Raw genomic sequence first — 19,539 nt, 5'->3', positions numbered from 1 at the left:
TCCCTGTCACCCCAACGCGTCGCGCAACCGTTGGTTCCCTGCGGAACCGCCCATTACTTCGAGTGCGTTGATAAATCGCTCGATGTTTGCATCGATGCTTGTCACTTGAGTATCCATCATGGCTGCCGGCCCGGTGGGCACGGCTCTGCGTTGTCTGCTGGGTTTGGAATCAGGGCGGCACGGACACGATTGTCTCTTACGAGCCTGTATCGGCCGATTCACTTCCCGTGATTGTTCAATATTTCTCTGCCCGGGAACAGCCGGTCTCGCTTTGCGTGATTGTCCGGCGAGACTCCCACGACGCAGCGAGCAATGCGCGCAGGCTCGGCTAGGCGAACGCAATCGCGACGAATAGAAGTGACGTCGTCGAACACGTAAGCGGAAAAAAGAGTTCCGGATGAGCTGCGCAATCCGGAGGATCGCGGTCGAGAGGCGTGCAGTTGCTGCCGCCGTGGCTCAATGTACGTGCACCCAATAGATAGAAGTGTCATGCCGACGCTTCGCGGTGATCACCGCGGTACCCCATTTCCAACTTGGGATGCAGCCGCACGGGCGCTGCCCGAGCGACTGCCATGCGCTTAGCAGCGCATCCAACCGTACGAAGAAAGATCAGACGTTAAACAAGAAATTCATCACATCGCCATCCTGCACGATGTATTCCTTGCCTTCCGCGCGCATCTTGCCCGCTTCCTTCGCGCCCTGCTCGCCCTTGTACGTGATGTAGTCCTCGTACGAGATCGTTTGCGCGCGGATGAAGCCGCGTTCGAAGTCGGTGTGGATGACGCCGGCGGCCTGGGGCGCGGTAGCGCCGATGGGCACGGTCCAGGCGCGCACTTCCTTCACGCCGGCGGTGAAGTAGGTTTGCAGGCCCAGCAGCTTGAAGGCGGCGCGGATCAGGCGGTTCAGGCCCGGTTCTTCCATGCCCATGTCCTTCAGGAAGGCTTCGCGGTCGGCGTCGTCGAGGTCGACGATTTCGGATTCGATGGCGGCGCAAATCGCGACCACGGGCGCGTTGCGGGCGGCGGCGAATTCGGTCAGGCGGTCGAGCAGCGGGTTGTTGGTGAAGCCGTCGTCAGCGACGTTGCCCACATACATCGCGCGCTTGGCGGTGATGAAGCAGAGCTGGGCGATGTCGGCCTTTTCTTCGGTCGTCAGGTCCAGCGAGCGGATAGGCTTGGCTTCGTTGAGCTGGGCGACGCACTTTTCCAGCACGGCCACGAGGCGTTGCGATTCCTTGTCGCCCGAACGTGCGGTCTTCTGGTGGCGTTGCAGCGCCTTTTCGGCGGTCTGCAGGTCGGCCAGGGCCAGTTCGGTTTCGATGACTTCGATGTCGGCGATCGGGTCGACCTTGCCGGCGACGTGGATCACGTTGGGATCTTCGAAGCAGCGCACGACGTTGACGATGGCGTCGGTTTCGCGGATGTGCGAGAGGAACTGGTTGCCCAGGCCTTCGCCCTTGCTCGCGCCGGCGACCAGGCCCGCGATGTCGACGAATTCGACGGTGGCGGACAGGATGCGTTCGGGCTTGACGATTTCGGCCAGCTTCTGCAGGCGCGGATCCGGCACTTCGACGACGCCGACGTTGGGCTCGATGGTGCAGAACGGATAGTTCTCGGCGGCGATGCCGGCGCGGGTCAGAGCGTTGAAGAGTGTCGATTTGCCAACGTTGGGCAGGCCGACGATGCCGCATTGCAGAGCCATGGGAATCCTGTGTAAGTACGGTATTGAGCGTTAACGGCGTAGTTTACCCCGGCGGGGTGAAACGACGCCTTCCTGGCGGACGTGATGCGGCCCCGAGGACGCCGCCGGCGAAACGACGCTGACATCGCTACCGGACATGCGCCCTTGCCTTCAGGCCGCGCGCCCCGGCCCGAAGCCTTAACCGGCCGCGGCCGGCGCGTAGCGCATGACCAGCCAGATCATCAGGATGGGGCCGGCGTTGAACACGGAATGCAGCAGGATCGCGGCTCCGATGCCGCGGCGCACGCGCATCCAGCCCAGCACGAGGCCGGTCAGCCATTGCGGCAGCACCAGCAGCGGCAGCAGCCAGTACGGCGTCTTGTTGTAGACAAAGTTGGTCAGATGCACCGCGGCAAACGTCAGCGCGACCAGATGGAACACGACGCCGAAGTGCTGCAGGTAATACCTGCGCCAGTTGGTGTCCCAGCCTTTGAGCGGCTCAGGACGTGCGCGCAGCCCCCACACCGCCAGCAAAATGAACGCGGCCAGCAGCAGTCCCGTCCAGAGCTTGGGGCCCCACAGCACGACCGGCACCAGCGCGGGGATGAGCCACAAGGCCTGGCGCGGCCGGCGCAGTCCGTAGCGGAACAGCATTTCCTCGACCAGCGGCGCCCACAGCACTGCGGTCAGCCAGGGAATGTTGTGCGGATCGAGCCGATGCGTCACGCCGCCCAGCCCGGCGGCGGCCACGGCCACGGGGCCCAGCGCGAAGAGGTTGATCGCCCACAGCACGGCGGCCCAGGCCAGAAGGCGCCCCGGCCCGATGCCCGGCCACCAGTCGGCGGCGAGCCCGCTGCCGCAGGCGCGGCACGGCAGCCGCGACACCGGATGCGGATGGCGGATGAAGCGCCAGAAGTCGGCGATCTCGCTGCGAAAGCGCAGCTTCCGGGTGGACGGGCCTGGTTTCATCAGGACTCGTTGCCGCTATGCAGCTGGCGGGTGGCCAGCGCGAAGTCGCCTGCCAGCATGGCGGGCACGACGGCGCGGCAGCGGTCGATGACGGCTTCGATTTCCTTTTGTTCCTCGCGGCGCGGGGGGTGCAGCACGAAGTCGGCGACCTGTTGGGCGAGACCCAGCGTGCGCGGATGGCCGATGCCGATGCGAAGGCGCCAGAAGTTGGGGCTGCCCAGCGCGGCCTGGATGTCCTTCAGGCCGTTGTGACCGGCGTGGCCGCCGCCCTGCTTGAGCTTGACCTGTCCGGGCATGAGGTCCAGTTCGTCGTGCAGCACCAGCACTTCTTCCGGCGTCAGCTTGTAAAAGCGGGCCAGCGCGCCGACCGCCTGGCCGGAACGGTTCATGTAGGTGGTGGGCTTGAGCAGCAGGATGTTGTCCGCGCCCTGGCGTGATTTGGCCACCATGCCGAAAAAAGACTTCTCGAGCGCAAAAGAAGTGCGCAGATCGTCCGCCAGATGGTCGGCCAGCCAGAAGCCGGCGTTGTGCCGGGTGGTTTCGTAGTCGGGACCTGGATTACCCAGTCCCACGATGAGGCGTATGGGAGTAGACATGATGGGGGTGTTTAAACCAAAAAACCCTGCGCATGCAAATGCACACGCAGGGTTTCGGGCGTAAGCCGCGGGAAAGCCGCAAGGGCTTTCCGGCAGGACTTAGGCGGCCGGAGCAGCTTCTTCGGCTTCGTCGGCAGCGGCAGCGCCACCCTTGGTGACCGCGGCGGCCAGCAGGGGGTTGTCTTCACCGCCGTGGGGGACGTAGGTCACGCCCATGGGCAGCTTGATGTCGGCCAGGTGGATCGAACCGCCGGCCAGCACGTCAGCCAGGTTGACTTCGATGAACTGGGGCAGCGCCGACGGCAGGCAGGTGATTTCCAGTTCGGTCGTCACGTGGCTGATGATCGCACCGCTCAGCTTCACGGCCGGCGAGATTTCAGCGTTCACGAAGTGCAGCGGCACCTTGGTGCGCAGGGCTTGGTTGGCGTCGACGCGCTGGAAGTCCACGTGCAGGACTTGCGGCTTGTAGGCGTGCCATTGAACCGAACGCAGCAGAACTTGCTCATCCTTGGCGCCTTCGAGCTGCATTTGCAGGATCGATGCGTGGAATTCTTCCTTGCGCAGCGCGTGGTAGATCTCGTTGTGGTCGAGTTCGATGTTCAGGGGGGCAGCCGTACCACCATAAACAATGGCGGGAACGCGGCCCGCGCGGCGCAGGCGGCGGCTCGCACTCGAACCCTGGACGCTACGCGCAGTGGCGGTAAATTTCATGGATAACTCCGAAACAATAAAGGTGAAGAGACTTCACCGGTTGAAATCACGGCGCGCAAAGGGCGCGCCGTGCTTGTTTGCACCTTGCCGCGACCAGCAAGGCGCAAATAACTGGAAATTCGGGCTGTGATCCGATCGACGCGAACGCGTCAATCGACGAACAGCGAGCTGACCGATTCGGCGTTGGAAATACGCAGGATGGTCTCGCCCAGCAGCGCGGCGCACGACAGCTGGCGGATCTTGCTGCTGGCCTGGCCTTGCTCGGAGAGCGGAATGGTGTCGGTGACGACGAGTTCGTCGAGTTCCGACGCTTCGATGCGGTCGATGGCGCCGCCCGACAGCACGGGGTGCGTGCAATAGGCGTAAACGGCGCCGGCGCCGCGGTCTTTCAGGGCCTGGGCCGCCTTGCACAGCGTGCCGGCGGTGTCGACCATGTCGTCCATGATGATGCAGGTGCGGCCGTCGACTTCACCGATGATGTTCATCACTTCCGACACGTTGGCGCGCGGACGGCGCTTGTCGATGATGGCCAGATCGGCTTCGAGCTGCTTGGCCAGCGCGCGGGCACGAACCACGCCGCCGATGTCCGGAGACACCACGACCAGGTTCGAGAAATTGCGGCGCCAGATGTCGCCCAGCAGGATCGGACCGGCGTAGATGTTGTCCACGGGAATGTCGAAGAAACCCTGGATCTGGTCGGCGTGAAGGTCCATGGTCAGGACGCGGTCAACGCCAGCGACCTGCAGCATGTTGGCCACGACCTTGGCCGAGATGGCCACACGCGCCGAACGCGGGCGGCGGTCCTGGCGGGCATAGCCAAAGTAGGGAATCGCGGCGGTGATGCGGCCGGCCGACGCGCGGCGCAGGGCATCGACCATCACCATGATTTCCATCAGGTTGTCGTTGGTGGGCGCACAGGTGGGCTGCAGGACGAAGACGTCCTTGCCGCGCACGTTCTCGTTGATCTCGACCATCACCTCGCCGTCCGAAAAACGACCGACGGTCATCTTTCCCAGGGACATATCGAGGTGGTTGACTACGTCCACGGCCAGCCGAGTGTTGGCGGTGCCCGTGAAAATCATGAAGCTATCGTTTGCCATGATGGATGATGCGATGGTCGTTTGAGACACTAACGAGTGATGCGGGGTGGTACCTGCGGGTGAGACCTAGTGCAGCACATTCAACTTGCACCAGCGAATCCGGAAAATAAAAAAGCTGCTGAACCCGGGCCAGTGTCTTACAGGCGTGTTCAACAGCTTTTTTATGTATTCGGTTGGCTGGGGAGGAAGGATTCGAACCTTCGCATGCCGGAATCAAAATCCGGTGCCTTAACCAGCTTGGCGACTCCCCAACTATCTTGCAATCCAATTCCGCAACGGATGTTCAGCTAACCCAGTACATGCCTGCACTAACCGAAACCGTGGATGCGTTTGGCTGAATGTTTTATCAGCGCCGCGCATTATAGCGGTTATTTCTTGTTCTGCCAAAACGGCCTGCGATGTTTCGGAAAATTCGGCGAATAAACATGCGCCTGATCCCGACATGCGAACAGGGAAACCCCGTTCAGCAAGCCACCGCGATGCCCCAAGTACTTCAGGATAAAGACGGTAGACCACCGGCTCCAAATCATTTCTTCCGTAAAGCGCGCATCCTTTGGCAAACTTACCGCCGGATTCGCTAGGCAAAAATGTTTGCGAAGCAAGAAAGTCCGCTATTGTGATGTAAGAAGAATCCCTTGTCAAATCGGGTGCGGAAAAAATGCCAACGGTCGGCACGCTGGCATCCGGCTGCGCCACCAGATAGGCGCGTTCGGGCAGCGTCACGGCCGTGAGATCTTCGCCAATACCCTGCGCGAATGCCGACTGGCCGAAGACGAAGACGGGCACGTCCGCGCCCAGCGGCAACGCCAGCGCCATGAGTTCCTGACGGGACAGTCCCGTGTTCCACAACCTGTTCAATGCGATCAGGACCGATGCCGCATCGCTGGACCCGCCGCCCAGGCCGCCGCCTTGCGGGATGCGTTTTTCAAGGCTGATCTGCGCGCCCTGCCGCGTGCCCGTGGCCTTTTGCAGCGCGCGCGCGGCGCGCACGGTGAGGTCCTCATCTTCCGGGACGCCCGGCAGGTCGGTGGCGCGGCTGATGACACCATCGGCGCGCACCTCGAAGTGCAGCGTGTCGCACAGATCGATGAAGCGGAACACGGTCTGCAGCAGGTGATAGCCGTCGGCGCGGCGGCCCACGACGTGCAGAAAGAGATTCAGCTTGGCGGGAGCGGGAACGTCGTAGAGAGTCACGAAAGACAACCGGTGCGAAAGGATTCCGTCATTCTAGCGAGACGGGCCGGCGCGCCAGGAAAACTGGCGGGCCGGCCCGTGCGCCCAACGCGTGCGGACACGCGCTGATGGCGGAACTGCGAGGTGACGTTACGCGAGTTGCGGCGTCATGCTGGCGCCCAGCCTGGCTGCGGGCGCGTCGATGACCTGACCGTCGGGCAGCTTGAAGACCGACACGGCGCCGGCCAGTTGGCGCGCCTGCTCTTCCAGCGCACCGGCCGCAGCGGCCGCCTCTTCGACGAGCGCGGCGTTTTGCTGCGTCACGCTATCCATCTGCGACACGGCGCGGTTGACCTGGTCGATGCCAGTGGCCTGCTCTTCGGAAGCGGCCGAAATCTCGGCCATCAAGCTGGTCACGCGCTGCACGGACTCGACGATCTCGCGCATCGTGGCGCCTGCGTTTTCAACCTGCTCCGAACCCACCCCGACCTTCTGCGCGGAGTCTTCGATGAGCTGCTTGATTTCCTTGGCGGCCGCGGCGCTGCGTTGCGCCAGCGTGCGCACTTCGCTGGCGACGACGGCAAAGCCCTTGCCCTGCTCGCCCGCGCGTGCGGCTTCCACCGCCGCGTTCAGCGCCAGGATGTTGGTCTGGAATGCGATGCCATCGATCACGCCCACGATGTCGGCGATGCGCGACGAGCTGCCCGAAATGGCGCGCATCGTTTCGACCACGCTGGAGACAGCTTGCCCGCCGCGCTGCGCGACGGCCTCGGACGCGGCGACCATGCGGTTGGCTTCACGCGCGGTGTCGGCGTTCTGCTTCACGGTGGTGGCCAGCTCTTCCATGCTGGCCGCGGTTTCCTCGAGCGAGGCGGCCTGCTCTTCGGTGCGGCTGGAAAGATCGGTGTTGCCCGAGGAGATCTCGCGCGCGCCGACGTTGATTTCGTCGACGCCGCGGCGCACGGCCGACACGGTGCGCACCAGGCTGTCCTGCATGCCCTTGAGCGCGCTGAGCAGCGCGCCGATTTCGTTCTTGCCGAAGTCGGCGACGCGACGCGTCAGGTCGCCTTCGGCGATGCGGCGAAAGACCTCGCCCGCCTCGACCAGCGGACGCACGATCATGCGGCGGATCAGCACGTGGGCGCCCACGGCCACCAGCAGGCCCAGCGCCAGAATACCGGCGAGCAGCCCGGTGAAGAGCGAGTTGAACATGGAGATTTCGTCCATGACCGCCTGGCCGGTGGCCTCGGCGCGCTGGATGAACGCATCTCGCTCACTCACCAGGCGCTCTTGCACCGACTGCGTGCCTTGCTTGAAGTAGGCCTCCATGTCGCCCGCTTCAAGGACTCGGCCCACGTTCTGCAGGTTGGTGCTGAGCTTGGTGTAGGCGTCGATGATGGCGGCCGATTCCGCTTTTTCCTCGGCGGTCAGGCCGCTGGAAAAGCCCTGGAAGGCACGGTCGGCCGACACGATGCGCTGGCGCGCCGCGACGAGCGAGGTCTTGTCGTCGGTGTTGCCTTGCGCGACGCGGGTGGCGTAGCGACTGAGGTCGGTACGCGCCGCAACCAGCGACAGCGAAGCGGCGTTCACCGCGTTGACCTGCTGCTGCGACAGGCGATAGAGCTGCGCGACATCCTGGTTGGTCTGGCGCAGGGCGGCAAAGCCCATTGCGCCGATCACCAGCTGGAAGGTGAAAAAGATCGCGATGATTCCCAATAGCACCGTCGCGATGCGGGTGTTCCTGAACATGGCCATTCTCCAAAAGGGTGGGCGGCAGACTCGCGTCGACCCCGATTGCTGCTGCGCGTAAGTACCTCGCGCTAAGGCAGGGAGAATTATTCAGTCAAGGCAATATATTTCAAGCGGTAACACGCCCCGTTTTGCGGCGCTTATTCGCTTGATTGGAAATCCAGCAGTGTGATAAGGGTTAACCCGTATTCGATGACGCCGGATGCACCGTGCGGCCGTAAAGCCGCACGGGATCAGGATTGATTCACGACCAGCCGGACGAGGATCCGGCGGCCCGGCTCCAGACGCTCCAGCACGAGAAGCTGGGGCCCTTTTTCGTCGTAGCGGGAGAGGTTGGCGCGCCAGCCGCCCTGCTCGAAGGCGATGGGGCGGCCCAATTCGTCGCGCTTGACGTCAGAGGCCTGCGGATCTGCCGCCAGCTTGCCGCGCAGCCAGTCGCGCAAGCCCGACACGGGCATGCTGCTGCCCAGGGCGTCCTCGGCGAGCGCATCGGGGTTGTCGGCGACCAGGCGCGTGCCGTCGGCCTTGGTGAGGCTGGCGGCGCCGGGGCGGCCTTCCACGCGGGCTTCGGTCGACCCCAGCGGGTTGGTCAGGTCCAGCACATAGCGGCGCCCATCGTCGGACCACGAGAAGCCGCCCTGCACGGCATTCTGCTTGCCGCCTTCTTCGTTGACGGTGATGGCAAAGCGGCCAATGCGCGAGAACGCGTCGTCGCCGGCCCCTTCGATGGGCTTGGGCAAGGACGTGCAGGCGGCAAGCGTGAAGGCAAGCAGCGCCAGCGCCACCCAGCGCAGGCCGGACGCCGCGCCGCGAAATCCTGCAAAGACTGCCGTCACAGATTGACCCCCAGACGCTTCACGACGTCCTGGACCGTCTTGTTCTTGGGATCCTTCTGCAAGGCGGCGCGCAGCAGGTCCGTGGCCTGATCGCGCTTGCCCTGCGCCCAAAGCACCTCGGCCAGATGGGCCGCGATGTCGGCTTCGGGACGCACACTGTAGGCGCGGCGCAGGTAGTCCGCCGCCGCAATGGTGTCACCCATGCGGAACTTGACCCAGCCCATGCTATCGAGGATGAACGGATCGTTGGGCGAGAGCTCCAGCGCCTGCGTGATGAGATCGAGGGCTTCGGGCAGGCGCTGGTTGTGGTCGGCCAGCGTGTAGCCCAGCGCGTTGTACGCGTGGGCATGGTCCGGATCCAGGGCGATGACCTGGCGCAGCATGCGCTCCAGGTCGGCCAGACGGTTCTGGCGTTCGTACAGCATCGCCAGTTCGTATTTGATCTCAACCGTGTCCGGCAGCGCCTGGTCCGCGGCTTCCAGGGCAGTGACCGCCTGACCGATGCGGTCGGCATCGCGCAGGATCTGCGCCTTGGTCAGCGAACCCAGGGCGCGTTCTTCTTCGTCCTGCGGGCCGGCCGAGTCGATCATGGCCAGCGCGTCGTCCACGCGGCCGCTCTTGGCGCGCAGCGCGGCCTGGCGCATGCGCACGGAATAGCGCAGCGTGGGGTCGTCGATACGGCCGAGTTCGGCGATGGCTTCGTCGTAGCGGCCCTGGTCTTCGGCGATGCGCGCGAGCAGCACGTGCGCATCGGCGGCAGCCGCTCCGGCGTCGGTGGCGCCGGGCACCGTGGCTCGCTGGCGCTGGTTCTGGACGTCCAGATACTGCTGCAGCAGGGTCTTGGCCTGCGCGAGTTGTCCGGACTTGTAGGCCAGTTGGGCCTGCATGAAGAGCAGGTCGAAATCCTCGGGCGAACGACGCGACATGGCCTGAAGCTCGGCCAGGGCGGCGTCGTAGTCGCCGCTGTCGGCCAGCTGGCCGGCCAGCATCAGGCGGACCTTGCGCGCGCCGGGATTGCGGTTGATGAAGGCGCGGGCCTCGGTCTGAGCGCGCTTGGGATCGACCTTGGAGCCGTACTCCAGCACGCGCTGGGCGGCGCCTTCGGATTTGGGGTCGGCGGCCAGCGCGGCGCGAGATTCCTGGGCGGCGCGCTCGTAGTCGCCGGCGGCGGAAGCCACGTCGGCCAGCGCAAGGTGCGCGGCGGGCAGCTTGCGCACGCTGTCGCTCAGGGATTCGTCCAGGATGCGCAGTGCAAGGCGGCGGTCGTTCAGGCGGCTGAGCACGGCAAGCGCCTGGCCGATGGCGGCCGGCTTGTCGCGCGAGGAATCGATGCGTTTGCGCAGCGCTTGGGCCAGGCCCTTGGTCTGGCCATTGGCGGCGGCCAGCGCCAGTTCGGTGGAGCTGGCTTCGATGTCGTTGGGAGCCAGACGGGCCCAGACGCGGGCGGCATCCAGCGCTCCGGGCAGATTGCCCCCGGCAAGCTGGAACTCGAGGCCGCGGCGGGCAAGGCGGGGATCGCCGGTGTCGCGGGCCAGACCGACCATGGTGGTGGCGGCGGTGCCGTACATGCCCCGTTGGGCGGCGATCTCGGAAGCCAGTACGCGGTAGAAGATATCGCCGGTCAGCGACACGTAAGGCAATTGACCTGGGCGCAGGCGGATGACTTCGGTTTCAGGCTGGCGGTTCTGGGGAGCCATCCGTGGACCCGTCGCGTCACGCGTCCGGCCGTCGGCGGCCTGGGCCGGCGGGGCCATGATTGCTGCCAGCGCAAGCCCCAACGCGGCGATCCCGATATTCATTTGTTTAAAAGACGACTTCACGCGGCCCGTCCGGTTGATGGCACAATCTTCGTACACGCAATTGATGATCTTACACTGGCTCATGCCGGAACTGCCTGAAGTCGAAACCACGCGCCGAGGAATCGACGCCATCATCACCGGCCAGACGCTATCGCGACTGGTCGTTCACGAACCCCGCATGCGTTGGCCCATCCCGCCGGAGCTGCCGTCCCTGATCGGCGGACGCACCGTGCTGGAATGCGCGCGGCGCGGCAAGTACCTGCTCCTGCGCTTCGAACATGGCACCCAGATCGTGCATCTGGGCATGTCGGGCTCCCTGCGCAGCGTGGCGCCCGGTGAATTCCTGCGCAAGCACGACCATGTCGAATGGATCTTCGATGGCGCGGTCCTGCGCCTGCACGATCCGCGCCGATTCGGCGCCGTGCTGTGGCACGACGACGCCGACGGCCCCCTCGAAGCCCACCCGCTGCTGGCCAAGCTGGGCATCGAACCCTTCGACCCGCGCTTTGACGGCGCCTGGCTGCACCGGCACTTCAAGAACCACGGCGCCGCCGTCAAGCAGGTGCTGCTGGCCGGCATGGCGGTCGTGGGGGTGGGCAACATCTATGCGTCGGAAAGCCTCTTTCGCGCGCGCATCAACCCGAAGACGCCGGCCAACAAGCTGTCGCTGGCCCGTTGCGAGCGCCTGGCCGACATGGTGCGGGCCACGCTGGCCGACGCCCTCACCTCCGGCGGCAGCACCCTGCGCGACTACGTGGGCGCCAGCGGCGAACCGGGCGCCTACTTCGAGATTCACGCGGCCGTGTACGAGCGCGAAGGGCTGCCCTGCCGGGTCTGCGGCACGCCGATCCGCCGCTTTGTCCAGGGCCAGCGCGCGACTTACTACTGCCCAAAATGCCAACGGAACTGATGGGCGACGTGACGACGCGCATGGCGAAATCGCCGTTACAACTCGGGAATTCGTTTATAGCAAACGTATTGCACGAAAACTAACGCGGGACTATATTTCCTTCCACACACCCTATTCCTAGAAAAGTGGAAGGAGCCTCCATGAGCAAGCAATTCGCCTCGCACGCGGACCTGGACGACAAGGTCGTCTCGTTCGAAAAGCTGTCCGACAACGCCTATGCCTACACGGCCGAAGGCGACCCTAACACGGGCGTGATCATCGGCGACGAGGCCGTCATGGTGATCGACACCCAAGCCACGCCGGTGATGGCCGAAGACGTGATCCGCCGCATCCGCGAGGTGACGGACAAGCCCATCAAGTACATCCTGCTGTCGCACTATCACGCCGTGCGCGTGTTCGGCGCCTCGGCCTACAACGCCCAGGAAATCCTGGCCAGCCGCGATACCTACGACCTGATCGCCGAACGCGGCGAGCAGGACAAGGCCAGCGAGATCGGTCGTTTTCCGCGCCTGTTCCGCAACGCCGAGTCGATTCCGCCGGGCCTGGTCTGGCCGACCATGACGTTCAAGGGCGAGATGACGGTCAACCTGGGCAACCTGGAAGTCAAGCTGCTGCAGGTCGGCCGCGGCCACACCAAGGGCGACACCATTGCCTGGCTGCCCGAACAGAAGATCCTGTTCGCCGGCGACCTGGTCGAATACCAGTCCACGCCCTACTGCGGCGACGCCTACTTCCGCGATTGGCCCACCACGCTGGACGCGCTGGCGGGCTTTGAAGCCGAAAAGATGGTCCCGGGCCGCGGCCCCGCCCTCAAGAACGCCACCGAAGTGCGCCAGGGCCTGGCCGGCACGCGCGCCTTCCTGACGGACCTGTACGGCGCCGTGAACCGCGGCGTGGCCGAAGGCAAGGACCTGAAGACGATCTACCGCGAGGTCTACGACTTCATGAAGCCGCGCTACAGCGACTGGGTGATCTTCGACCACTGCATGCCGTTCGACGTGTCGCGCGCCTACGACGAAGCCACGGGCCACACGCACCCGCGCATCTGGACCGACAAGCGCGACCTGGAAATGTGGGCGCAGCTGGAAGGCTGATCCCCCCACCCTGCCTCGACAAGCAAGAACCGGACACGCGCGACCCCTTGCGGCGCAGCGTGTCCGCATAACTAGAAAATGACCCACACAGGAGACAACCGTGGGAGACATCGACTTTCAGGCGATGGAGTTCGCCTATGAAAAGCACGCGGACCAGACGGCGGCCAGCCTGGCGCGCCATCAGGTCGTGGTGGTGGGCGCCGGCCCCGTCGGCCTGACCACGGCGCTGGACCTGGCGCGTCAAGGCGTGCACGTGGTGGTGCTGGACGACGACTACCGGCTGTCCACCGGATCGCGCGCCATCTGCTTTTCCAAGCGCACGCTGGAAATCTGGGACCGCCTGGGCGTGGGCCAGCGCATGATCGACAAGGGCGTGTCGTGGAACGTGGGTAAGGTGTTTTTCCGCGAGCAGGAAGTGTGGCGTTTTGACCTGCTGCCCGAGCCCGGCCACCGGCGTCCGGCGTTCATCAACCTGCAGCAGTACTACGCCGAAGGCTATCTGTACGAAGCGGCCCGCCAGCAGCCCAACATCGAGCTGCGCTGGAAGAACAAGGTCGCCGGCGTCATGCAAGGCGACGATGGCGTGACGCTGACCGTGGAAACGCCGGAAGGCCCGTACTCGCTGCATGCCGATTGGCTGATCGCCTGCGACGGCGCGCGCTCGCCCGTGCGCAAGCTCATCGGCCAGGAAAGCCACGGCCGCATCTTCCGCGACCGGTTCCTGATTGCCGACGTCAAGATGACGGCGGATTTCCCGTCCGAGCGCTGGTTCTGGTTCGACCCGCCCTTTCACCCCAACCAATCCGTGCTGCTGCACCGGCAGCCCGACAATGTCTGGCGCATCGACTTCCAGCTGGGCTGGAATGCGGACCCCGTCGAAGCCGTCAAGCCGGAGAACGTGCTGCCCCGCATCCGGGCGCTGCTCGGGCCGGACGCGCAGTTCGACCTGGAATGGGTCAGCGTCTACACCTTTGCGTGCGAACGCATGGACAAGTTCCGCCACGGCCGCATCGTCTTCGCGGGCGACGCCGCGCATCGCGTGTCGCCGTTCGGCGCGCGCGGCGCCAACAGCGGCGTGCAGGACGCCGAGAACCTGGCCTGGAAGCTCAAGCTGGTGCTGGCGGGGCTTGCGCCCGACACGCTGATCGACACCTACAGCGCCGAACGCGAGTTCGCCGCCGACGAAAATATCCTGAACTCGTCGCGCGCCACCGACTTCATCACGCCCAAGAGCGAGATCAGCCGCAGCTTCCGCAATGCGGTGCTCAATCTGGCCAAGGACCATCCGTTCGCGCGGTCGCTGGTGAATAGCGGCCGCCTGTCGCTGCCGGCCACCTATGCCGGATCGCCGCTGAACACGCCGGACGCCGATGCCTTCACCGGCCGCATGGTGCCGGGCGCGGTGGCGCTGGATGCGCCGATGCAATTGCAGGGTGAACCGGGCTGGTGGCTGTCGCAGCTGGATGGCGAGTTTGTGCTGGCGGTGTTCTGCGGCGCCACGCTGCCCGCCCGCGAGACGCTGGCGGCGTTGCAGGCGCTGCGCATGGCGCCGGTGCCCGTCAAGGCCGTGCTGGTGGCCGATGCGCAGTGCGACGTGACCGCGCTACCCGCCGAGGTGGCGGTGGTGCGGGACAGCGAAGGCTGCCTGGCCAAGCGCTACGACGCGCAGGCGGGCACCGCCTACCTGATCCGCCCCGATCAGCACATCGCCGCGCGCTGGCGCGCCTTCGAACCCGACGCCGTCGCCGCCGCCGTTCATCGCGCGACGGGCCGCGCGTGATTTCTGAGGTTATCCCCATGCTTATCACCGACACCAACCTCGCCGCGCCGGACGACTTCTACGAAGCGCTGATCGACGCCCACCGCGACCTGTCCAACGAGCAGAGCCAGGAGCTGAATGCGGCGCTGATCCTGCTCTTGGCCAATCACCTGGGCGATCTGGCGCTGCTGAAGGAAGCCTTGCATCACGCCCGCGCTTCCGTGACGCAGACGGCCTGAGAGGCCGGCCCCGCCATCACGGCGCGGCGCCACGCGGGCCGCTAGGAACCGACCGCGAAGGTGTTGACGATCAGGGCGCGCAGCCACTGATTGCCGCCGTCGCGGTCCACCCGGCGCTGCCAGTACAGGTTGGTCTGCAGCGCCGGCACCTTGAGCGGCGGCGTCATGAAACGCAAGCCGAACGGCGCGGCGGCGCTGGCTGCCAGCTTTTCCGGCACGGTCGCCAAGAGGTCGGTGGCGCTGACGATGTAGGGCACCGCGGAAAAATGCGGCACGCTGAAATGCTCGGCCAAGTCCACCCCCGCCCGTTCCATCGACTGGTTGACCTGTCCATAGGGCGCCGCGCGCGACACGATGAGGTGACGTTCCGCGCGAAACGCCTTGATCCCCATGCCCGCATGCGCGGTGGGATGCGCCTGGCGAAAGAGCGTGGCGTAGCCCTGGCGAAACAGCATCCGCTGCAGCGAGCCCGCCCCCATTTCATCGAACGCCCCGATCGCCAAGTCCACCCGGCCCGACTCCATCTCGCGCGGCAGGTCGGGGCCCAGCACGCGCACGGAGTCAATCCGGACCTGCGGCGCCTTCTGGACACAGACTTCCATGAGGCGCGGCATGAAGTGGATTTCGCCGACGTCCGTCATGGCCACGCGAAAGCGCCGGTTGCTGGTGGCCGCATCGAACACGTCCTGGTCCTGCAACGCCTGCGACAGCAGGCCCAGCGCTTCGCTGACGGGTCCGGCCAGCCGCTGGGCCCGCGGCGTGGGCAGCATGCCCTGCGCCGTGCGCACAAAGAGTTCGTCGCCGAACGCCGTGCGCAGGCGCCGCAAGGCATTGCTGACCGCCGGCTGCGACAGATCCATGCGCCGCGCCACCGCCGACAGGTTGCGGTCTTCGAGCAGGTGTTGAAACAGCAGCAACAGGTTCAGGTCGACGTCGCGCAACTCGGCCATTTGGCCTCCCTACTATTCACAAAATTTATAGTCGCTATTTTTGCATTCCCGTAGCCGCAACAGGGATTTTTTCCGACAATGGCACATCGGCTCGGGCAACGCCCGCGCCGGCCACCACACCAAGCCGCGCGGCCAAGCACCGCGCCCGCCGCCCCAGGAGGATTCCATGGAACTGCAATACCAGACCGGCTTCGGCAACGATTGCGCCACCGAGGCCTTGCCCGGCGCCCTGCCCATCGGCCGCAATTCGCCGCAGCAATGTCCCTACGGCCTGTACGCCGAGCAGCTTTCCGGCACGGCCTTCACCGCGCCCCGCGCCGAGAACCGCCGCTCATGGCTGTACCGGATCCGTCCGGGCGCGCAGCACAAGCCCTTTGAAGCCTTCGACGGCGCCACCGGTTGGTTGAGCACGTTCGGCCACGGCCCCGTCACGCCGAACCAGCTGCGCTGGAGCCCGATGCCGATTCCTGACGCGCCCACGGATTTCCTGGAAGGCGTAAAGACGTGGGGCGGCAATGGCGGCCCCGACGAACAGGGCGGCGTGGGCATCCATCTGTACGCGGCCAACCGCTCGATGCAGGGCCGTTATTTCTACAACGCCGACGGCGAGCTGCTGCTGGTGCCGCAACAGGGCCGTCTGCGCCTGGCCACCGAACTGGGGCTGATCGACCTGGAACCGCTGGAGATTGCCGTCATTCCGCGCGGCGTGCGGTTCCGCGTGGAGCTGCTGGACGGCACGGCGCGCGGCTACATGCTCGAGAACTTTGGCGCGGCGCTGCGTCTGCCGGAACTGGGGCCGATCGGCTCGAACTGTCTGGCCAACGCGCGCGACTTTAAGACACCCGTGGCCTGGTACGAAGACGTGGACGGCGACTTTGAACTGATCGCCAAGTTCACCGGCGGCTTCTGGCGCGCCTCGATCGACCACTCGCCGCTGAACGTGGTGGCCTGGCATGGCACGCACGCCCCCTACAAATACGACCTGCGCAACTTCAACACCGTCGGCTCGATCAGCTTCGACCATCCGGATCCGTCGATCTTCACGGTGCTGACGGCGCCGTCGGACACCCCGGGCACGGCCAACATGGACTTCGCGATCTTCCCGCCGCGCATCCTGGCCATGGAGAACACGTTCCGTCCGCCCTGGTTCCACCGCAACATCGCCAGCGAATTCATGGGCCTGATCCAGGGCGTGTACGACGCCAAGGCCGATGGCTTCGCGCCGGGCGGCGCCAGCCTGCACAACTGCATGAGCGGCCACGGCCCCGATGCCGAGACGTTCGAGAAGGCCTCGCATGCGGACACCAGCAAAGCGCATTACATCCGCGACACGATGGCGTTCATGTTCGAGACCCGCCGCGTGATCCGCCCGACGGAGCAGGCGCTGGCGTCGGTAGAATTGCAGGGCGATTACTACCGGTGCTGGCAGGGCATCGCAAAGCACTTCGATCCCAAGAAGGCGTGACGCGACCGCGTCAGCCTTCATTGCCGGCGGCGATGCGCGAAGAGCGCATCGCCGTTTGGCGTTTCATGCATCCGGCGCGCGGCAGGCCCGTGCGCCCGGCCGGCTCCCATAACCACACTGACCGAGACACGCAGCCATGACCACCATCAACGAAACCCACGACCCGTCCTTGAAGAGCTGGGTCGCCAGCGCCAATTCGGACACGTCGGATTTCTCCGTGCAGAACCTGCCCTACGGCGCTTTCCGCCGCAAGGGCACGCAAGAATCCTTCCGGCCCGGCGTGGCCATCGGCGACCAGATACTGGACCTGGCCGCGCTGGCCGGCAAGCAGCCGTTCGAAGGCCTGGCCGCTGAAGCCCTGGCCGCCTGCGCCACCGACAGCCTGAATGCGTTGATGGCCCTGGGCCAATCGCACTGGAGCGCGCTGCGCCTGGCCCTGTCGCGCGCGCTGCGCGAAGGCGCCGCCCTGCGCGCCACCGTGGAACCGCTGCTGGTCGCGCAGGCCGACGCCGAATACACCACGCCCGCCCGCATCGGCGACTACACCGACTTCTATATCTCGGTGCATCACGCCACCGCCGTGGGCAAGCAGTTCCGCCCCGACAATCCCCTGCTGCCGAACTACAAGTGGGTGCCCATCGGCTATCACGGCCGCGCCTCCAGCATCGGCGTGAATCAGAAATTCCCGCGTCCCGTCGGCCAGACCCGCCCCGCCAACGAAGGCGAAACGCCGCAGTTCGGCCCCTGCGCGCGCCTGGACTATGAACTGGAGCTGGGGATTTTCGTGGGCACGGGCAACGCCCAGGGTGAACGCATCGAACTGGCCGATGCCGATTCGCACGTGTTCGGCCTGTGCATCCTGAACGACTGGTCGGCGCGCGACATCCAGGCTTGGGAATACCAGCCGCTCGGCCCCTTCCTGTCCAAGAACTTCGCGTCCACGATCTCGCCGTGGATCGTCACGATGGAAGCGCTGGAGCCGTTCCGCACGCAATGGAACCGCGGCGCGGGCGAACCCCAGCCGATGCCGTACCTGTCGTCGGACGCCAACCGCGCCAAGGGCGCCTATGACGTGCAGATGCAAGTGCTGATGACCACCGAGCAATCCCGCGCCGCAAGCACGCCGCCGGTGCAGCTGTCCAGCAGCAACTTCCGCGATGCGTACTGGAACGTGGCGCAGCTCATCACGCATCACACGGTCAATGGCTGCAATCTGCAACCGGGCGACATGCTGGGCACCGGCACGCTGTCCGGCCCGCGCCCGGCGGAAGCAGGTTCGCTGCTGGAATTGAGCAATGGCGGCAAGGCGCCAATCGAACTGCCGTGGGGCGAGAAGCGCACGTTCCTGCAGGACGGTGACCAGATCATCATCCGCGCCGAATGCGTGAAGGCGGGTTATCCGCGCATCGGCTTCGGGGAATGCTCGGGCATCGTGCTGCCCGCGCGCGTCTAAGGCTGCGCCCGCCGCAAACCCGCTAGCTAGAGGAAGGGTTTGCGGCGGCCGGCGATCCGGGGGCCGGCCGTCCGGCGGCCGACGATCCTGGCCGCGCGACCAGCGCCTCGATCTCGTCGTCCTTGGCCTGCCACTGCTGGCCGAGCCATTGGTGGAACGTGGTGCGAAACGCCTTGTCGCGCGAGTAATCGGCTTCGCAGAAGGCCGGCGGCACCGGCAATTGCCGCATCCGCACCACCACCTGCCCTGCGCGTCCGCAGGCAAAATCCCAGAAGCTGGGCACGCCGTCCGGATAGGCGATGGTCGCGTCGATCATCGAACGGAACCGCGCGCCCATCGCATTCAACGACACCGCCAGCCCGCCCGCCTTGGGCTTGAGCAGATGGCGGTACGGGGAACCCTGCGCCGCGCTCTTGGCTGGGCTGAAACGCGTGCCTTCGGCAAATACCATCACGCTGGTGGGCACCAGCGAAAACTTGGCGCAGGCGCGGCGCGCGGCTTCCTGGTCCTGGCGCCCCAGATCCGGGTTCTTGCGCAGGGCCGTCTTGCCGTGCCGTTTCATGAAGGGAAAGTCCAGCGCCCACCACGCCAGTCCGATGACGGGAACGTAGATGAGCTGCTGCTTGAGGAAGAACTTGAGCAGCGGGATGCGCCGGTTAAGCGCGTACTGCAGCACAAAGATGTCGACCCACGACTGATGGTTGCAATTGACCAGATACCAGTCCGCATAGCGCAGGCCCTGATTGCCCTGGATATCCCAGGCTTGGGGCTGAATGCGCATGAACCAGCCCGTATTGCACGATACCCACGCCGTGGCGATGCCGTTGAGAATGGGATCGATGCGCCGCCTGACCGCGGCAAACGGCAACGCCAGCTTCAGCAGCGAGACCGGGAACAGCAGCAGGCACCAGAACAGTGTGTTGACGGCCAGCCAGAGGGTGCTGAGCACGCCGGTTATCCACGCCAGCCGGCCGCGCGGCACGGGGATGGCCAGGCGGCGCCGCGGTTGCGGCGCCGCGGGTTGGGCGTGCGAAAGCGCCGGGGATGCGGCGCGGG

General features: G+C 65.5%; 17 protein-coding genes and 1 tRNA gene. 6 read left to right on the top strand and 12 right to left on the bottom strand.

Features of this window, described 5'->3' with window-relative positions:
• Positions 1–609 precede the first annotated feature (609 nt).
• The 10 genes from ychF to KVT32_RS11405 all read right to left on the bottom strand — a co-directional run bounded on the left by ychF (position 610) and on the right by KVT32_RS11405 (position 10,697).
• Positions 610–1,701 (bottom strand): redox-regulated ATPase YchF, encoded by a 1,092-nt coding sequence (gene ychF / locus KVT32_RS11450; RefSeq protein WP_128828955.1) that lies wholly within the window; start codon positions 1,699–1,701, stop codon positions 610–612.
• Positions 1,702–1,878: 177 nt separating this feature from the next.
• Positions 1,879–2,649, bottom strand: a complete 771-nt coding sequence (locus KVT32_RS11445) for a type II CAAX prenyl endopeptidase Rce1 family protein (RefSeq protein ID WP_175156076.1) — start codon at positions 2,647–2,649, stop codon at positions 1,879–1,881.
• Positions 2,649–3,245, bottom strand: a complete 597-nt coding sequence (gene pth / locus KVT32_RS11440) for an aminoacyl-tRNA hydrolase (RefSeq protein WP_175156077.1) — start codon at positions 3,243–3,245, stop codon at positions 2,649–2,651. Before pth ends, KVT32_RS11445 begins: the two co-directional genes overlap by 1 nt.
• 99 nt (positions 3,246–3,344) lie before the next feature.
• A complete protein-coding gene (locus KVT32_RS11435; RefSeq protein ID WP_056325375.1) occupies positions 3,345–3,956 on the bottom strand; it encodes a 50S ribosomal protein L25/general stress protein Ctc in 612 nt (203 codons plus the stop codon).
• A 149-nt stretch (positions 3,957–4,105) separates the two neighbouring features.
• Positions 4,106–5,056 (bottom strand): ribose-phosphate pyrophosphokinase, encoded by a 951-nt coding sequence (locus KVT32_RS11430; RefSeq protein WP_056325372.1) that lies wholly within the window; start codon positions 5,054–5,056, stop codon positions 4,106–4,108.
• 174 nt (positions 5,057–5,230) lie between these two features.
• A tRNA-Gln gene (locus KVT32_RS11425) sits at positions 5,231–5,307 on the bottom strand.
• Between the two features lies 1 nt (position 5,308).
• Positions 5,309–6,250 (bottom strand): 4-(cytidine 5'-diphospho)-2-C-methyl-D-erythritol kinase, encoded by a 942-nt coding sequence (gene ispE / locus KVT32_RS11420; protein WP_217618223.1) that lies wholly within the window; start codon positions 6,248–6,250, stop codon positions 5,309–5,311.
• A gap of 129 nt (positions 6,251–6,379) precedes the next feature.
• Positions 6,380–7,978, bottom strand: a complete 1,599-nt coding sequence (locus tag KVT32_RS11415; RefSeq protein WP_062840011.1) for a methyl-accepting chemotaxis protein — start codon at positions 7,976–7,978, stop codon at positions 6,380–6,382.
• Between the two features lie 233 nt (positions 7,979–8,211).
• A complete protein-coding gene (lolB, locus tag KVT32_RS11410) occupies positions 8,212–8,814 on the bottom strand; it encodes a lipoprotein insertase outer membrane protein LolB (protein WP_152382587.1) in 603 nt (200 codons plus the stop codon).
• Positions 8,811–10,697, bottom strand: a complete 1,887-nt coding sequence (locus KVT32_RS11405; RefSeq protein ID WP_062840009.1) for a lipopolysaccharide assembly protein LapB — start codon at positions 10,695–10,697, stop codon at positions 8,811–8,813. Before KVT32_RS11405 ends, lolB begins: the two co-directional genes overlap by 4 nt.
• Here KVT32_RS11405 and mutM point away from each other — a divergent pair.
• The 4 genes from mutM (at position 10,696) to KVT32_RS11385 (ending at position 14,615) form a co-directional block, all read left to right on the top strand.
• A complete protein-coding gene (gene mutM, locus KVT32_RS11400) occupies positions 10,696–11,523 on the top strand; it encodes a bifunctional DNA-formamidopyrimidine glycosylase/DNA-(apurinic or apyrimidinic site) lyase (RefSeq protein ID WP_062840008.1) in 828 nt (275 codons plus the stop codon). The two genes, KVT32_RS11405 and mutM, sit on opposite strands and share 2 nt — an antisense overlap.
• 140 nt (positions 11,524–11,663) lie before the next feature.
• Positions 11,664–12,617: an MBL fold metallo-hydrolase gene (locus KVT32_RS11395; RefSeq protein WP_217618222.1), complete on the top strand. Its 954-nt coding sequence runs from the start codon at positions 11,664–11,666 to the stop codon at positions 12,615–12,617.
• A gap of 100 nt (positions 12,618–12,717) precedes the next feature.
• On the top strand, positions 12,718–14,397 hold the full coding sequence (locus KVT32_RS11390; protein ID WP_217618221.1) for an FAD-dependent oxidoreductase: 1,680 nt from the start codon (positions 12,718–12,720) through the stop codon (positions 14,395–14,397).
• A gap of 17 nt (positions 14,398–14,414) precedes the next feature.
• Complete coding sequence (locus KVT32_RS11385) at positions 14,415–14,615, top strand: DUF2783 domain-containing protein (protein ID WP_056325352.1); 201 nt, start codon at positions 14,415–14,417, stop codon at positions 14,613–14,615.
• A gap of 41 nt (positions 14,616–14,656) precedes the next feature.
• Here the strand turns inward: KVT32_RS11385 and KVT32_RS11380 are convergent, their stop codons facing one another.
• On the bottom strand, positions 14,657–15,565 hold the full coding sequence (locus tag KVT32_RS11380; protein ID WP_217618220.1) for a LysR family transcriptional regulator: 909 nt from the start codon (positions 15,563–15,565) through the stop codon (positions 14,657–14,659).
• A 166-nt stretch (positions 15,566–15,731) separates the two neighbouring features.
• Between KVT32_RS11380 and hmgA the strand changes: the two genes are divergently transcribed.
• Together hmgA and fahA are read left to right on the top strand one after the other, a co-directional pair.
• Positions 15,732–17,030 carry a homogentisate 1,2-dioxygenase gene (gene hmgA, locus KVT32_RS11375; protein WP_056325347.1) on the top strand — a complete coding sequence of 433 codons (1,299 nt, stop codon included), beginning with the start codon at positions 15,732–15,734 and terminating at the stop codon, positions 17,028–17,030.
• Between the two features lie 136 nt (positions 17,031–17,166).
• Complete coding sequence (fahA, locus tag KVT32_RS11370; protein WP_217618219.1) at positions 17,167–18,483, top strand: fumarylacetoacetase; 1,317 nt, start codon at positions 17,167–17,169, stop codon at positions 18,481–18,483.
• A gap of 22 nt (positions 18,484–18,505) precedes the next feature.
• Here the strand turns inward: fahA and KVT32_RS11365 are convergent, their stop codons facing one another.
• Complete coding sequence (locus KVT32_RS11365; RefSeq protein ID WP_371825582.1) at positions 18,506–19,465, bottom strand: acyltransferase; 960 nt, start codon at positions 19,463–19,465, stop codon at positions 18,506–18,508.
• Positions 19,466–19,539 lie beyond the last annotated feature (74 nt).

The organism is Achromobacter sp. GbtcB20 (genome assembly GCF_019091095.1).
GTDB classification, from domain to species: Bacteria; Pseudomonadota; Gammaproteobacteria; order Burkholderiales; family Burkholderiaceae_B; genus Achromobacter; species Achromobacter mucicolens.
The sequence above is the reverse complement of the archived record's forward strand: the minus strand, read 5'-3'. Positions and strand labels throughout refer to the sequence as shown.

Coding starts and splice junctions, on each gene's coding strand:
- ychF (WP_128828955.1), bottom strand. CDS start 1,701: ATGGCTCTGCAATGCGGCATCGTCGGCCTGCCCAACGTTGGCAAATCG.
- KVT32_RS11445 (WP_175156076.1), bottom strand. CDS start 2,649: ATGAAACCAGGCCCGTCCACCCGGAAGCTGCGCTTTCGCAGCGAGATC.
- pth (WP_175156077.1), bottom strand. CDS start 3,245: ATGTCTACTCCCATACGCCTCATCGTGGGACTGGGTAATCCAGGTCCC.
- KVT32_RS11435 (WP_056325375.1), bottom strand. CDS start 3,956: ATGAAATTTACCGCCACTGCGCGTAGCGTCCAGGGTTCGAGTGCGAGC.
- KVT32_RS11430 (WP_056325372.1), bottom strand. CDS start 5,056: ATGGCAAACGATAGCTTCATGATTTTCACGGGCACCGCCAACACTCGG.
- KVT32_RS11415 (WP_062840011.1), bottom strand. CDS start 7,978: ATGTTCAGGAACACCCGCATCGCGACGGTGCTATTGGGAATCATCGCG.
- mutM (WP_062840008.1), top strand. CDS start 10,696: ATGCCGGAACTGCCTGAAGTCGAAACCACGCGCCGAGGAATCGACGCC.
- KVT32_RS11405 (WP_062840009.1), bottom strand. CDS start 10,697: ATGAGCCAGTGTAAGATCATCAATTGCGTGTACGAAGATTGTGCCATC.
- KVT32_RS11395 (WP_217618222.1), top strand. CDS start 11,664: ATGAGCAAGCAATTCGCCTCGCACGCGGACCTGGACGACAAGGTCGTC.
- KVT32_RS11385 (WP_056325352.1), top strand. CDS start 14,415: ATGCTTATCACCGACACCAACCTCGCCGCGCCGGACGACTTCTACGAA.
- KVT32_RS11380 (WP_217618220.1), bottom strand. CDS start 15,565: ATGGCCGAGTTGCGCGACGTCGACCTGAACCTGTTGCTGCTGTTTCAA.
- hmgA (WP_056325347.1), top strand. CDS start 15,732: ATGGAACTGCAATACCAGACCGGCTTCGGCAACGATTGCGCCACCGAG.
- fahA (WP_217618219.1), top strand. CDS start 17,167: ATGACCACCATCAACGAAACCCACGACCCGTCCTTGAAGAGCTGGGTC.